The organism is Micromonospora cabrerizensis, assembly GCF_022230955.1.
Lineage (GTDB): Bacteria > Actinomycetota > Actinomycetes > Mycobacteriales > Micromonosporaceae > Micromonospora > Micromonospora cabrerizensis.
This window is the reverse complement of sequence record NZ_JAKKFI010000089.1, coordinates 116888-131678: the sequence shown is the minus strand read 5'-3', so window position 1 is coordinate 131678 and position 14791 is coordinate 116888. Positions and strand designations below refer to the sequence as shown.

The 14791-nt window shown below is 71.0% G+C and carries 13 protein-coding genes; 8 read left to right on the top strand and 5 right to left on the bottom strand.

Translation table 11 applies throughout. The features are described 5' to 3' along the window. Positions 1-38: 38 nt before the first annotated feature. The gene (locus tag LADH09A_RS24090) at positions 39-236 is read right to left on the bottom strand and encodes a sigma factor-like helix-turn-helix DNA-binding protein (RefSeq protein WP_238647742.1); all 198 of its coding nucleotides are present in this window, start codon (positions 234-236) and stop codon (positions 39-41) included. Between the two features lie 56 nt (positions 237-292). Here LADH09A_RS24090 and LADH09A_RS24085 point away from each other — a divergent pair, with 56 nt between their 5' ends. Both LADH09A_RS24085 and LADH09A_RS24080 read left to right on the top strand, forming a co-directional pair. After that, positions 293-1276, top strand: a complete 984-nt coding sequence (locus LADH09A_RS24085; protein ID WP_238647741.1) for a serine/threonine-protein kinase — start codon at positions 293-295, stop codon at positions 1274-1276. Beyond that, on the top strand, positions 1273-1653 hold the full coding sequence (locus LADH09A_RS24080) for a hypothetical protein (RefSeq protein ID WP_238647740.1): 381 nt from the start codon (positions 1273-1275) through the stop codon (positions 1651-1653). The genes LADH09A_RS24085 and LADH09A_RS24080 overlap by 4 nt, the downstream gene beginning before the upstream one ends. Here the strand turns inward: LADH09A_RS24080 and LADH09A_RS24075 are convergent. After that, a complete protein-coding gene (locus tag LADH09A_RS24075) occupies positions 1650-2351 on the bottom strand; it encodes a hypothetical protein (RefSeq protein WP_238647739.1) in 702 nt (233 codons plus the stop codon). The two genes, LADH09A_RS24080 and LADH09A_RS24075, sit on opposite strands and share 4 nt — an antisense overlap. Positions 2352-2564: 213 nt before the next feature. On the opposite strand from LADH09A_RS24075, the gene LADH09A_RS24070 reads away from it, so the two are divergent. From LADH09A_RS24070 to LADH09A_RS24055, 4 genes are all read left to right on the top strand, one after another. Continuing rightward, positions 2565-4598: a serine hydrolase domain-containing protein gene (locus tag LADH09A_RS24070; RefSeq protein WP_238647738.1), complete on the top strand. Its 2034-nt coding sequence runs from the start codon at positions 2565-2567 to the stop codon at positions 4596-4598. 42 nt (positions 4599-4640) lie between these two features. Further along, a complete protein-coding gene (locus LADH09A_RS24065) occupies positions 4641-5936 on the top strand; it encodes a sensor histidine kinase (RefSeq protein ID WP_238647737.1) in 1296 nt (431 codons plus the stop codon). After that, complete coding sequence (locus LADH09A_RS24060) at positions 5933-6589, top strand: response regulator (protein WP_238647736.1); 657 nt, start codon at positions 5933-5935, stop codon at positions 6587-6589. The genes LADH09A_RS24065 and LADH09A_RS24060 overlap by 4 nt, the downstream gene beginning before the upstream one ends. 101 nt (positions 6590-6690) lie before the next feature. Then, complete coding sequence (locus tag LADH09A_RS24055; RefSeq protein WP_238647735.1) at positions 6691-7488, top strand: SAM-dependent methyltransferase; 798 nt, start codon at positions 6691-6693, stop codon at positions 7486-7488. Between the two features lie 54 nt (positions 7489-7542). Here the strand turns inward: LADH09A_RS24055 and LADH09A_RS24050 are convergent, their stop codons facing one another. After that, on the bottom strand, positions 7543-8271 hold the full coding sequence (locus LADH09A_RS24050; protein ID WP_238647734.1) for a cellulose binding domain-containing protein: 729 nt from the start codon (positions 8269-8271) through the stop codon (positions 7543-7545). Between the two features lie 327 nt (positions 8272-8598). Here LADH09A_RS24050 and LADH09A_RS24045 point away from each other — a divergent pair, with 327 nt between their 5' ends. Then, a complete protein-coding gene (locus LADH09A_RS24045; protein WP_238647733.1) occupies positions 8599-11757 on the top strand; it encodes a GH92 family glycosyl hydrolase in 3159 nt (1052 codons plus the stop codon). Here LADH09A_RS24045 and LADH09A_RS24040 read toward each other — a convergent pair. Continuing rightward, complete coding sequence (locus tag LADH09A_RS24040) at positions 11750-11968, bottom strand: hypothetical protein (RefSeq protein ID WP_238647732.1); 219 nt, start codon at positions 11966-11968, stop codon at positions 11750-11752. The two genes, LADH09A_RS24045 and LADH09A_RS24040, sit on opposite strands and share 8 nt — an antisense overlap. 200 nt (positions 11969-12168) lie before the next feature. On the opposite strand from LADH09A_RS24040, the gene LADH09A_RS24035 reads away from it, so the two are divergent. Then, complete coding sequence (locus tag LADH09A_RS24035) at positions 12169-13242, top strand: hypothetical protein (RefSeq protein ID WP_238647731.1); 1074 nt, start codon at positions 12169-12171, stop codon at positions 13240-13242. A 105-nt stretch (positions 13243-13347) separates the two neighbouring features. On the opposite strand, the gene LADH09A_RS24030 is transcribed toward LADH09A_RS24035, so the two are convergent. After that, positions 13348-14739 carry a right-handed parallel beta-helix repeat-containing protein gene (locus tag LADH09A_RS24030; protein WP_238647730.1) on the bottom strand — a complete coding sequence of 464 codons (1392 nt, stop codon included), beginning with the start codon at positions 14737-14739 and terminating at the stop codon, positions 13348-13350. Positions 14740-14791 lie beyond the last annotated feature (52 nt).

Here is a 14791-nt window from a genome sequence, read left to right as displayed (position 1 = left end):
TCGATCGGGGGCAAAACCGCACTCCGCGTACGCTTCGCTCAGCCCTGCAACGACTCCCGCACGTGCCGACGGGCGTGATGGATCCGGGACTTCAACGTGCCGACCGGGATGCCCAACTGCCCCGCGATCTCCTCCAGCACCCGCGGGCCGATCGCGGCCAACAGCACGTCGAGTGCGGCACTGTCGCCGGCCGCCGCCCGTCTCGCCAGCTCCTCGGTGTCGGATTCCTTCGCCACCCGCGCTCCCCCGCTCGTGGGCATCACCGGAGTCCCGGCCGCCGGATAATACGGTCATGTCCATCCCGCCACAGGTCGGCCGTTACCGCATCGCACGCCCCGTCGGCGCCGGTGCGTTCGCCACGGTGTGGCTGGCGTACGACGACGAGCTGCGCTCGCCGGTGGCCGTGAAGGTGCTCGCCGACAACTGGTCGCAGCGGGCCGACATCCGGGGGCGTTTCCGCCAGGAGGCCCGGTTCATGCGGCAGGTGGACTCCGACCACCTGGTCCGGGTGCTGGACGTCGGCGAGCTGCCCGACGGTCGGCCGTACCTGGTGATGACGTATGCGGCGGGCGGCACGCTCGCCGACCGGCTGAACGACGGGCCGATGCCGGTGCGTGAGGCGCTGCGCGTCGCCGCCGACATCGCCCGGGCGGTGGCCGTCCTGCACGACAACGGTGTGCTGCACCGCGACCTCAAGCCCTCCAACGTCCTGTTCGACACCAGTGCGGCCGGTGGCCGGGTGCTGGTGGCCGACCTGGGGCTGGCCAAGACGCTCGCGCACGCGTCCGGCTTCACCGTGGTCGCCGGCACGCCCGCCTACATGGCGCCCGAGCAGCTCGTCCCCGGCGGCGGCATCGACGTGCGCGCCGACGTGTACGCGATCGGCGCGCTGACGCACCACATGCTGACCGGGATGCCGCCGGGGCAGCCGGTGCAGGCGGCACCCCGCACCTCCACGGCCGTCGAGCGTGTCGTCCGCCGGGCGCTGCATCGCGATCCGGACCGCCGTTGGCCGAGCGCTGCCGCGTACGCCTCGGCGTTGGAGGGTCTGCTGGCCAGGCGCCGGGTCGCGGCCCGGCCGCCGTCGCGGCGCATCCGCCGGTCCCTCGCCGCCGCGCCACCGTGGCCGCGACGCTGGTCATGGCCGGGTCCGCCACCGCCTCCACCGCGCCACACGGCTGGACACGGGTGGGCGACGCCTCCGGCGCCGTCTCGCTGGCCGTGCCGGACGGCTGGGCGAGGCAACTGCGCGACGGCGGCTGGGATCCGACCGTGATCGGTCTCGCCGAGGAGCGCGGCCCCGGCCTGCTCGTCGGAAGGGACCTCGGCGAGTGGTCCGACGTCGACAGCCCGACACCGGGCGTCTTCGTCGGGGTGAGCCGCACCCTGCGGGCGGCGCGGCCGACGCTGCCCGATCACAGTGGCTGCACGGGCGCCGCCGACCGGACGGTCACCGCCGGCACCCTGAGCGGGACCGCCGCGCACCGGGCGCGATGCGGGGGCACGCACACGTCGTTCAGCGAGGTCACCCTGGTCGCGGCCGACGGCTCGTTTGGCGTGTACGTGCAGGTCAAGCAGACCGACGGCCTCGACCGCACCGACGAGATCCTCGGCACGCTGCGGGTGGACGCCTCGATGGTCGCGCAACGCTAGTACCGTTCCCAGTTGCCGCTGCCGTCGGCCTTGCGCCACCGCCGGGTCTCGGTGCCGCCGTCGAGTCTGCGGACGGTGGCCTCCACGTTCTGGCCCACCACCCGGTACGAGACGAAGGTCATGACCTGGTTACCGCTCGCGCTGGAGTCGTCTCCCAGGATCACCGGCCACGCGTACCGGTCCCGACCGTTGTCCGCGAGCTGAACGGGCACGAGAGCCTGTCGCCGTGCGGCGTCGCGGTTGCCCAGTTCGACGAGGACCAGCGCGTCCTCGGTGGACGGTGCGTTCGCCGGCTCCTCGACGATGAACTCGGCGTACACCGGCCGGGCACCGTCCGGCAGAATCCGGCAGGGCACGTCGAGGCCGTTCGAACCGTTGCGGAACCGCACGGGGTCAGCCTCAGCGCAGAACCTCAGGTTCTGGATCACCGCGTCGGGCCAGTTGGTCCGCCTGATCTCGCTCACCTGAGCGGCCGGCCCGGAGGTGCGGGTGGCCGGGGCACCCGGGGTGTTGCTACGGGTGGCCGGAGCACTCGGGGCGGAGCTGGTCGGCGCCGGAGCAACCGACGTCGACGGGCTCGCGCTGCCGGCCGGAGAGCCGGCGGGCGCCGCCTCGCCGCCGACACGGTCGACGGAGGACGTGCACCCGGCCACGAACGTCAGGGTGAGCGCCACACCGGGGAGCAGCTTGCCGCGCATGAGTGATCCCTTCCTCGGTGGTTCTGTCACAGGGTTTGATGCCCGGGCGTGGCCTGTGGTTCACGCGAATCTCCTACTCAGGTCGTAGGCGCATTGCCGTCCTGCGCCAGATGGCTGGGCGCGATCGCTCGAACAGGCTTGTCCCAAGGCATCGGGTGACGCCGTACGGACCCGCTCCGGACACCCGTTCGCCTGGGAAGGCACCGGCAGACAATGCGCTCTCGCACTGTTCTTCGACCCCGCTCACCCCGCTTCGCCGCGACGATCGTCCGACTCGGCGCGATGCTGGCGGCCACCGCCGTCGTCGTCGTGAGCACCGCGGGCTGCGGCGCGTCGCCCAGCCCCGCACCGCCGGTCGACACTCCGGCCGCTCCCGCCGGCCCGGGCGGCGCCGGCCCGGCCCTGACCGACACCGACGTCAACGCCTGGCTCGACGGCCTGCTGCCGGCCGCGCTCGACCGCACCGGCATCGCGGGGGCCACGGTCGCCGTCGTGGACGACGGCAAGATCATCACGACCAGGGGGTACGGCTACGCCGACACCGGCGACGGTGGCGACGGAGCCGTGCCCGTCGACCCGGACCGGCACCTCTTCCGGATGGGGTCGGTGTCGAAGCTCGTCACCGCCACCGCCGTCCTGCAACTCGTGCAGAGCGGCGATCTCGACCTCGACGCCGACGTCGAGACGTACCTCGACTTCGACCTGCCGCGCAGCTACGAGCAGGCAATCACCCTGCGGCACCTGCTGACGCACACCGCCGGGTTCGAGGAGCGGATCGCCGGCCTGATCGGCACCGACGGCAGCGACCTCAACCTGCGCAGAGCCCTGATGACGGACCCACCGGAGCAGATCTACGAGCCCGGCACCGTCCCGGCGTACTCCAACTACAGCAACGCGCTCGCCGGCTACATCGTCGAACGCGTCAGCGGGACCCGCTTCGAGGAGTACGCGCAGCGCAACATCCTGGACCGCGCGGGTATGCCGTCGTCGACCTTCGAACAGCCTCTCCCGGCGCCGCTGCGCGACCGGATGTCCAAGGGGTACGACACCTCGGCCACGCCCGCCGCACCCTTCGAGATCGTCGGCACTCCCCCGCCCGGCGCGCTCAGCGCCCCGGCGACGGACATGGCGCGCTTCATGCTCGCCCAACTCGGCGAACCGGTCGGTTTCGGGCCCCTGCTCGACCAACCGACCCGCGAGTTGATGCAGCGTCCGGCGCTCGACGCCACATCGCTGGGCACGCTGGCCGACGGACCCCGGATGACGCTGGGCTTCTTCGAGGAGGACCGCAACGGCCGCCGCATCCTCGGCCACGGCGGCGACACCAAGTACTTCCACACCCACCTGCAGATCTACCCCGACGACCGGGCCGGCATCTTCGTCTCGCTCAACAGCAACGGCACCGGCGCCCTCGACAGCCACGACCTTCGTCAGTCGGTCGTCAACGGCTTCGCCGACCGCTACCTCCCCGCCCGCGAAGGGCAGTCGACCGCCGGCGTCGACGCGGCGACCACCGCCGAGCACGCCGCACTGGCGGCCGGCACGTACGAGTCCTCACGCGCCATCGGCAGCAACTTCCTGACGGCCATCGGCCTGGTCGGTCGTACGACGGTCAGCGTCGCCGACGACAACCGGTTGCTGCTCCAGCCGGGCCCACTGTCGGACTCCCCCGCCCTCTACGAGGAGGTGGCGCCCTGGGTCTGGCGCGAGGTCGGTGGGCAGCGAGAGATCGCCATGCGGGCGACTGACGACCGGGTCGAGGCGATCAGCTTCGACTCCGCGTTCGCGCTGCTGCCCGTCGAACCCGCACGCTCCTCCGCGGTGGCCGTCCCGGTGCTGGCCGGGTCGACCGTCGTGCTGCTGCTCACCGTGCTGGCCTGGCCGATCGGCGCGATCGTCCGCCGCCGGCTCGGCCGCGCCCCACGGGAGCGGGCCGGGCGTACCGCGCGGATCCTGAGCCGCCTCGCCGTCGCCGGCACGCTGCTCGCGTTCGCCGGTTGGGTGCTGAGCATCGCCAGCATCATGAGCCTGGAGGACGTTCCCGGCGCGGTCCTGCGCATCGTGCAGGTGCTGCAACTGGTCGGCCTGCTCGGTGTGCTGCCCGCCGCTGTGCGGCTGGTCGACGACGTCCGACGCCACGTCGGCTGGCAACGGATCGTCGGCAGCAGCCTGATCCTGCTCGCTCTCGCCGGTGCGGGCTGGTTCGCCGTGGAGTTCCGGCTGCTCGCACCTAACATCTCCTACTGACCCGCCCGACCCGGCACGATCCGGAGCGAGGATGCGCACCGCATGAGGGACCACACCGGCACCGACCCCGGCTCGCCACGACTGACCAAGTGGCTCGACCAACGGCTCACCCGCGTCGGGGTGACGGGCGTGTTCCCCCGGGACTGCCTGCTGGCGGCGGCGCTGACCGTGCTGACGTTCGTCCTGTTGACGGTGCTGTTCTGGTTCGTGGCACCGGAGGACGGGGTGTCCTTCGACCCGGCGCAGGCCTGGCTGCTCGTCGCCGTCTGCTGCGCACAGGCGATGCTCCTGTGCCTGCGTCGGGTCCGGCCGCTGCTCTGCCTCGGGCTCATCGCCGGCCTCCAACTGCCCATCATCGGCGTCTCACTGCCCGAGGCGACCATCCGGGGCATCGCACCGTTCGTCGTGGCGTACACCGTCGGGTCGTTGCTGCCGCTCCGGCGCGCGCTGCTCGCCGTCGGCGCGGCCGTGCTGGTGGAGACGGTCGGGGTGGCCCTGCTGGTGACCCCGGATCTCCTCACGGCCGTCGCGTACGTCTCCGCGAGCGCCCTGACGTACCTCAGCGCGGCCCTCGTCGGCAGTTACGTGGCCACCTACCGGCGCTACGTCGACCTGGTCCGGGTGCGGGCCGACGAGGCGATCCGGGAGCAGCGGACGAAGGTCGAGGCGGCGATCGGCGCGGAGCGCTCCCGGATGGCACGGGAGCTGCACGACGTGGCGGCCCACCACCTCTCCGGGATGGTCGTGCAGGCGTCGGCGGTGGAGCGGCTGATCGACCGGGACCCGGCGGCGGCGAAGGCCGGGGTGGCCTGGATCCGCTCCCAGGGCAAGGAGACCCTGGACAACCTGCGGCTGGTCGTCGGCGTGCTGCGCGGGCGGCCGGGGCACGAGGACGCGGACGGCCCGGCACCCGTGCCGGGACTGGAGATGCTCGACGACCTGGTCCGCACCGCGGGCACCCTCGCCGGCCCCGTCGAACTCCTCCGGGAGGGTCCGGAGCGCGAGGTGTCGCCGATCGCCGACGTGGCGCTCTACCGGATCGCGCAGGAGTCCCTCAGCAACGTTCGTCAGCACGCGCCGGGCGCACCGGCGCGGGTGGTGCTCCGCTTCCTGCCCAGGTCGGTGTCGCTGGAGGTGGTCAACGAACCGGCCGCCCCGCGACCCGCTCCGGCGGCCCGGACCGGCGGTGTCGGCCTGGCGGGAATGCGCGAGCGCGCACAGCTGATCGGCGCGTCGTTCACGGCCGGCCCGACCGCGACGGGCGGTTGGTCGGTCACCGCGACGTTGCCGACGAACGGGCCCGTCGCGCCACACCCGAGGGAAGAGGCCCCCGCATGATCAGAGTGATGCTCGTCGACGACCAGGCGGTCGTCCGCGCCGGCTTCCGCGTGATCCTGGAGGAGGCGGGAGACATCGAGGTCGTGGCGGAGGCGTCGAGCGGTTCCGCCGCGGTCGAGCTGGCCCGCCGGCTGCAACCGGACGTCATCTGCATGGACGTCCGGATGCCCCACGGCGACGGGTTGACCGCGACCCGACAGATCCTCGCGGACGCGTCCGGCGCGCCGCCCGCGGTGCTGGTGGTGACGACGTTCGACCTGGACGAGTACGTCTTCGGGGCACTGGAGTCCGGTGCCAGCGGGTTCATCCTGAAGGACTGTGAGCCCGAGGAGCTCATCCAGGCGATCCGACGCCTGGCCAGCGGGTACGGGCTGGTCGACCAGGCCGTCACGCACCGGGTGATCTCGGAGTTCGCGAGACGTACGCCAGCTCCCCGCTCCGACGCGGCGGCGGCACACCAGCTGACCGCGCGGGAGACCGAGATCGTCGAGCTGCTCGCGCAGGGCCTGTCCAACGTCGAGATCGCCGACCAGCTCTTCATCGAGACGAGCACGGTCAAGTCACACCTCGGGCGGGCCATGGCGAAGATCGGCGCGCGGGACCGGTTGCAGACTGTGGTATGGGCGTACCAGAACGGGGTTGTCCGCCGCTGACCGCCGATCACCCGGCGTCGACAGTGGACGGCCCCGGAGTACGATCCCGGTCACACCGCAGAGGTGATCTCCCGCCGACGACCCCTCGATAGGAGCCTGGCATGGCCGGCCCGGACGCCGAACTCACCGCGAAGCTTCAGCCCGACGTGCCGCACGCAGCTCGCATCTGGAACTACTGGATGGGCGGTAAGGACAACTTCCAGTCCGACCGGGCGGCCGGCGACGCGGTCGCCGAGGTCTACCCGGAGATCGTCCTCATGGCGCAGCAGTCGCGCCTGTTCCTGGTGCGGGCCGTGCGCTACCTGGCCGCCGAGGCGGGTATCCGGCAGTTCCTCGACATCGGCACCGGTCTGCCGACCATGCAGAACACGCACGCGGTCGCCCAGGGGGTCGCCCCCGACTCGCGGATCGTCTACGTGGACAACGACCCGATGGTGCTGGTGCACGCACGGGCACTGCTGGCCAGCACGACGACCGAGGGTGTCACCACCTACGTACCCGCCGACTACCACGACCCGGAGACGATCCTCGCCGAGGCGGCGCAGACGCTCGACTTCGACCAGCCCGTCGCGGTGATGTTCATGGGCGTGATGGGCTACGAGCCCGACCTCTCCGTGGTGCGCTCGATCGTCGAGCGGATCATGGGCGCGATGCCCTCGGGCAGCTACCTCGTGTTCTGGGACGGCACCAACACCAGCCGGGCGGTCGTCTCCGGTGCCGAGCGACTGGCACAGAGCGGCGGCGTCCCGTACATCCTGCGCAGCCCGGAGGACCTCGACAGTTGCTTCTCCGGCCTGACGAAGGTGGAGCCGGGCCTGGTGCCGATCCCCCTGTGGCGACCGGACGAGGCCGACGCCACCGGGATCGACGCGTACGGCGCGGTGGCCCGTAAACCCTGACCGACAGGCGTCGCCCCGCTCGCGCCAGTACGGCGGGAGCGGGGCGGACGTCGTTCACCGGGCGCAGGCCGCCGTCAACCCGTCGGGCGTCACGCTGGCCGTCACGAGCAGACCGAACGTCGTCACACCGTCCGGCGTCAGCGTCCCGTTGTACGAGGCGTTGCGAACCATGACGTCGACACCGGCAGCCTCGACCACTCCACCCCAGACGGTCTGGACGCGCTCGTCACCGGTCCAGCGCCAGGAGACACGCCAGCCGTCCAGCGGCTCCGTCCCGGCGTTGCGGACCGTGACCGTGGCGACGAAGCCGTTGCCCCAACGGGCGTCGATCGTGGCCGTCGCGCGGCAGGCGGTCAGCGAGGAGGTCCGCACCGATGAGAACGCGTACGGGTCCCGCCGGCCCTCGACGTCGCTGAACCGGTACCAGAACTCGGTGTCGGGCGTCAGCCGGTCGATGGTCACCGAGCCGTAGCGCTCCGGCCCGGAGACGGCCTCGGCCACCGGCGCTCGCCACTGTTCGGCGTCCTCCCGGCTGGCGAAGAGGCTGACGGTCATCGGCGGGTCGTAGCCGCAGGGCGGTCGGAAGAAGATCGAGTACGAGATGGTCACGCTCGTGGTGGTCGCCCCGGTCACGTTGGCGGTGATCGGCAGGGCCGGCGGGCAGACGGGGGTCGGCGACGGCGTCGGCGTGGCCGAGGGGGTTGGCGTCGCCTCGGTGGGGCCGCTCGTCCCGCCCCAGACGGCAAGCGCCGTGGTCGTGACGGCGAGGAACATGCGAAGCATCGGTGCCTCCGGTGGTTACCGGGCACCGATGACCGAGTGGTAGCCGGTGCCGCGCTCGGGTTTCCGGCCGCCGACGAGGACTGCCCGGCACCGGTGGCCTGACCACCTCGTGCGTCCCGTGGACCGGAGGGGATGCGGTGCGCGCTGGCTCCCGAGCACGACCGAACCACAGCATGGCAGTCGACGAACATCGACACGAGGCAGTCGCGTCAGCCGCGGGAAGACCGAGCGGGTCACCTCGGCACAGCCTGACGGCACCACGACGCAACCCTCGTGATGGTGTAATGCGTCGGTCCCGCTCGCCCAACCGAGTCAGAGGGTTGCCCCGTGCGCAAACAGCAGCCGACAACCGCCGGAATCGCCGTCGGCATGCTCCTCGCCGCCTTCCTGATCGGCACGCCAGCGCCGGCTCACAGCGCCGGAACGGCACAGGCAGCGGCGATGCCGCTCACTCAGCACGTCAACCCGTTCATCGGCACCGGTATGAGCAACGCGCCGGAGCCCGTGCCCGGTGGCGCCGGTGGCAGCACGGTGCCGGGGCCGGTGCTGCCATTCGGGATGGTGCAGTTCAGCCCGGACACGCCCCTCGCCTCGCCGTCCGGCTACCGCGACACCGACACCACCGTCGAGGAGTTCAGCCTCACCCACTTCAACGGTGCCGGGTGCGCCAACAACGAGGACATCGGCATCCTGCCGATCACCGGAAACGTGACAACCTCGCCCGGCAGGACGTGGACGTCGTACGCCGGGAAGTACAGCAAGGCCAACGAGGTGGCGGCACCGGGCTATTACCGGACCGTCCTGGACAACTACGGCGCGACCCAGGTCGAACTGTCGTCCACCCGCCGGACCGCGGCGATGCGGCTGACGTATCCGTCGTCGGAGAAGACCGCGCAGGTCCTGTTGAACACGAGCCGCAACGCGACCGGTCTGCGCAACGGCTCGGTCAACATCAGCGGTCGTACGGTGACCGGCACGTTCACCGGTGGCGGTTTCTGCCACTCCACGAAGACGTACCAGATCTTCTACCGGATGGAGTTCGACCGCACCCCGACGGCCCACGGCACCTGGCTCGACGACACGGTCTCGCCGGGTTCCGCCTCGACCAGCGGCGTCCGCTCGGGCGGCTACCTCACCTTCGACGCCACCACGAGCCGGGTCGTCCAGGTGAAGATCGGGATCTCGTTCGTCAGCCTGGCCGGGGCACAGGCCAACCTCGCAGCGGAGCATCCCGGCTTCGCGTTCGACTCGGTGCGCGCGAACGCCGACAGCGAGTGGAACGCCATCCTCAACCGGGTCCAGGTAGCGGGCGGGACCTCGGTCGACCTGCAGAAGTTCTACACGGCGCTCTATCACGTGCTGGTCAACCCCAACCTGGCCAGCGACGTCGACGGGAAGTATCGCGGCTTCGACAATCAGATACACAGCGCGAGCCATCCCGTGTACCAGAACTTCTCCGGCTGGGACATCTACCGCTCGTGGGCCGCGCTGATCGCGCTGGTCGCGCCCGTCGAGGCGAGCGACATGGCCAAGTCGATGGTGCTCGCCGGCCAGCAGGGCGGCCTGCTGCCCAAGTGGTCGCAGAACAACAACGAACACGCCGTGATGATGGGCGATCCGGGCCCGATCGTCGTGTCCAGCATGTACGCGTTCGGTGCCCGGAACTTCGACACCGGGGCGGCGCTGACCCTCATGGACCGCAGTTCGTACGGCGGTACGATGCAGGGAATTCCGCTCCGTGCCCGGCAGGAAGGCTACGTCGCGCGGCAGTACGTCCACGAGAACGCCGCCGACTCGCTGGAGTATTCGGCATCCGACTTCGCCGTCGCGCAGTTCGCCCGCGCGCTGGGCGACACCGCGAGATACAACGCGTACATCCAGCGATCGCAGTGGTGGCGCAACCTGTTCTACCCGGCGTCCGGCTACCTCCAGGACCGCGGCGAGGACGGTTCCTGGCCAGCGCCGCTCAACCCGGTCAGCCAGACGGGATACGCGGAGGGCAACGCGACCCAGTACACGTGGATGGTCCCGCACAACTACCGCACGCTGATCGAGCTGATGGGCGGCCGGCAGACCGCCGTGCAACGACTCGACCACCATTTCACGCAGCTCAACGGTGGCCTGGCCAGCCCGTACTTCTACATCGGCAACGAACCGGAGCACGGCGTGCCGTGGATCTACCACTTCGCCGGCGTGCCGGCCAAGACCAGCGCCGTGGTGCGGCGGGTGGTGACCGAGTCGTTCACCACCGGCGCTGGCGGCCTGCCCGGCAACGACGACCTCGGCGCCACGTCGTCCTGGTTCGTGTGGGCGGCGCTTGGCATGTACCCGACGACGCCGGGCAGCGACACGCTGGCCCTGCACGGCCCGTTGTTCCCCTCGATCCTCATCGACCGGCCCACCGGCGACATCCGGATCGACGCCACGAACGCCGGCAAGGACAACCCGTACGTGCAGGGGTTGTCCGTCGACGGGACCGGGACCTCGCGTCCGTGGCTGCGGTACACGGACATCGGCGCGGGAGCGACGCTGAGCTACACGATGGGCGTGAGCCCGTCGAACTGGGGGACGGACCCCGACGACGCGCCGCCGTCGCTCGACGACGGGTTCAGCCCGCCGCCCGCGCCCGACCTCGGCCCGAACCTCGCCGCCGGGCGCCTCGCGACCGGATCAACACCCTGCGCGTCTGACGAGGCCCCGGCCATGGCGTTCGACGGCGACCTGGGCACCAAGTGGTGCACGCTCGCGACCGATCCCAAGGTGCTCCAGGTGGACCTCGGCGCGACGCAGGACGTCACCGGGTTCGTGCTGAAGAACGCCGGCCTGGGCGGCGAGTCGACGGACTTGAACACCCAGAAGTACACCATCTCGACCTCGACCGACGGGACCACCTGGTCCACGAAGGTCAACCCGTTCCCGCGGCTGCGGGTGAGTCGCAGCTACTACCCGATCGCCGCCACGCCGGCGCGGCACGTGCGACTCACCATCACCGAGGCCAACGGCGTCGGGGGCGCCGCCGCCCGCATCCCCGAATTCGAGGTGTACGGAACGGGCGGCGGCCCGACGAACCTGGCGCTTGGTGGCGCCGTCACGGCCGCCCCCTCCTGCACCGCCGACGAAGGCCCGGAGAAGGCGGTCAACGGCACGGTCGACGGCGGTGTGACGGACAAGTGGTGCGCGTCCGGCACGGACAAGTGGCTGAGTGTCGACCTGGGCGCGGCCCGCGCGCTGACCGCGATCACCGTGCGGCACGCCGGCGCCGGTGCCGAGACGCCGGCCTGGAACACCCGCGACTACGACCTGCGGGTGTCCGACGACGGTGACACCTGGACGACTGTCGCCCAGGTGCGCGGCAACTCGGCGAGCGTGACCCGGCACAGCGTCGCGGTCAGCGGCCGGTACGTCCGGCTCGATGTCCTGGTGCCCGCCCAGAATACCGACGCTTCGGCGCGCATCTACGAGCTGGAGGTCTACGGAATCAGGTGATCGAGTTGTAGACCGGGACCCAGCCCATGCTCTGCCCGGTGGAGGAGAACACTTCGATCTTGCGGACCACCGAGCCCAGCGTGGTGGCCGCGACGCTGTTGCCGACTCCGATCCCGCCGACGGCGATGAGTTTGCCCTCGGTGCGGATCTGGCCGGCGCCACTTCTCGTCCCATCGATGTCATGTGATCGCCTCCCGTGAGACGTGCCCACTCACCATCGCCGCGGACCCTATCCCGTCTGTCTCGACTGTTGGGGGCACGCGTTTCCGGAGGTCGCGTCACCGGGGCGGCGGGGCCGCGCCCAGTCCGGTCGGACATCGTCCGCCTCCTCTTCGCCGGACGGACACGCGACGGGCGCCCGCACCGACAATGATTCATCATTGTCTATCACTTCGGACGTGGGAGCACACCATGCTCGACAGAAGCAGCACGATTCGGCGACCCCGGGCGGCGAGGGCGCTGATCGCGGCAGCCGCCGCCGCAGTGCTGGCCGCCTCCCTCCTCGCCGCGCCGACGCCGGCCGGAGCCGCCGTCAGCCGGGCCGAACTCGCCCTCCGCTGGGCACCTGTGCACTACCAGGACGTCGACGCGACCGGCAGCCACGCGCTGAGCGGCCAGTCGGACTACATCACCAGGGTCGACTTCGACGGCGACCTGAACGGGCGCAACAACTGGGACCGGGCCGGGCAGGCGGGCAACTCCCTCGCCGCGCACGCGTACTACTCCGTCCTGGAGACGAGCACCCACTGGTACATCACGTACTACTTCTTCCACCCCCGCGACTGGACGGACCACCCGTTCTTCGAGTCCGAGCACGAGAACGACGGTGAGGGTGTCCTGTTCGCCATCGAGCGCGACGGCTCCCCGTACGGTGTCCTGCGTTCGGCCGTCACCGTCGCGCACAGCGACTTCTTCTCGTACACGCCGGTCGGTAGCACCTGGACCAGCGGCCGGGAGGGCGTCGACGGCACCCTGCAGTTCCAGGCGTCGCCGCACGACACGTTCCAGCACCCGGTGACGGCACAGGAGGCCCAGGGCCACGGGTTGAAGGCCTACCCGCAGTACACCATCAACGGCGACGGCCTGGTCTACTACCCGTCGACGGTCGCGGAGACGCCGAGCGACGGCAACGACCGCGACGTGCGATACCAGCTCATCGACATCTTCGCTGCCGGCGGGTTGTGGGCGCAGCGGGCGAACCCGAGCCTCTTCGCCGCTCTGGGCACGTTCGCCGGCGACACCTCCGGCGACTGCGGCGCCGGCACCTGGACCTGTTCGACCAACTCGGCCAACGCACCGTGGGGCTGGGACGACGGCGACGACGCACCCGGGCGCGGCGAGATCGCCAGCGACCCGGCGAAACTGTCGGCCGAGTACTTCACGGTCCCGGCCGGCCTGGCGCGCACCTACAGCTACAACCCGTACGCCGGGGCAGCGGCGGCGCTCAAGGAGGCCGCGAGGACGGCACCGCCGATCGTCGACTGATGTCCGCGTCTCCCCGGTGTCGGACCCACTGGGTCCCTCACCGGGGAGACGCGACCCGCACCCGACACCGCGGCCCGCAATGTCGGTGCTGGGAGGTCTACGGGATCAGGTGATCGAGTTGTACACCGGAACCCACCCCAGGCTCTGCCCGGTGGAGGAGAACACTTCGATCTTGCGAACCACCGAGCCCGGCGTGGTGGCGGCGACGCTGTTGCCGACTCCGATCCCACCGACGGCGATGAACTTGCCCTCGGCGCGGATCTGCCCCGCGCCTCCGCGGCGGATGATGACCGTGTCCGCGGGGGTCTGGTACGGGACGGCGGCCTCCACGGCGTTCCACGCCAGTGTGACGTCGACCGAGGCGGTGTCCACGAAGACCGCGGGGTGCGACGGGTGCGCCTGGCGCAGGTGGTTGCCCACCACGACGGCCTTGGTGGAGCCCTGGTGGACGGCAACGCAGCTCACCGCCCGGCGCGCGTCCGGATTTTCCACCCGGTTGCCGACAACGGTGACGTCCCGGCTGGCCAGGACATTGATGTGGCCGACGCAGTTGGTCGCGACGTTGCCGGTGATGGACACGCCGACGGCCTGGCCCGACCGGGGCAGGGCGCCACGTGCACTGCCGTCGATCTCGATGCCTCGCAGTTGGCAGCCCGACACGGTGTTGTCGGCGACCACCAGGTTCGTCACCTGCTGGGTGTAGACACCTGCCTGGCCGCACTCGGTGATGGTGTTGCCGGAGATGACGGTGCGGTCGGCGCCGAACCACACATTGATGCCGTCGTAGTACTTGGACTCAGCGCGCCAGACGCCGCCCCAGTCCTCGGCTTCCTGCGACGACAGCCAGTCCATCGCCACGTGGTTGTTCGTGATCCGCACGTCGTGCCCGTTGCTGCCGATGCCGAACCGGACGTCCTCCGTGGTGCAGTTCGTGATGAGGATGTCGTTGGACGTGCCGGGGGTGTTGTCCCACACGCTGATGCCGGTGTGGCGGAACCCGCGGGACACCACCCCGTCGACGACGATGCCGGTCGACGCGGTGATGACAACCCCGCTGTACCAGTAGGTGGCGGCGTGGTCGACGAGGTTGAGCCCAAGAACCTTCAGCCGGTGGCAGTCCTGGATCTGGAGTACGCCGCGGACCTGGTCCTTGACCGTCACGGGCGCGGCATCGACCAGTGCCAGTGTGGCCCCGTGACCCCGCAGCGCGGTGTCGGTCAGCCCGGAGAGCGTCACCCGGTTGCTGACGCGGTATGTCCGGCCCGCCGGGAACAGCACGCCCATGGTCGGCGTGGTCGCCCGCGCGGCGTCGAACGCGGCCTGGATCGCCGCGGTGTCGTCGGTGACTCCGTCGCCGACCGCTCCGTGCGCGAGCACCGAGACCCAACCGTCTTCCGTGACGGCCATCGCCGCCGTGGCCGGCTTGGCCGCCAGAGCGGCCCCGCCCGCCAGGGCCGTGGCCGCCAGGCCAGCGCGCAGGGCGGTGCGTCGTCCCATCGATGTCATGTGATCGCCTCCCGCGAACGTGCCCAATCACCATCGCCGCGCA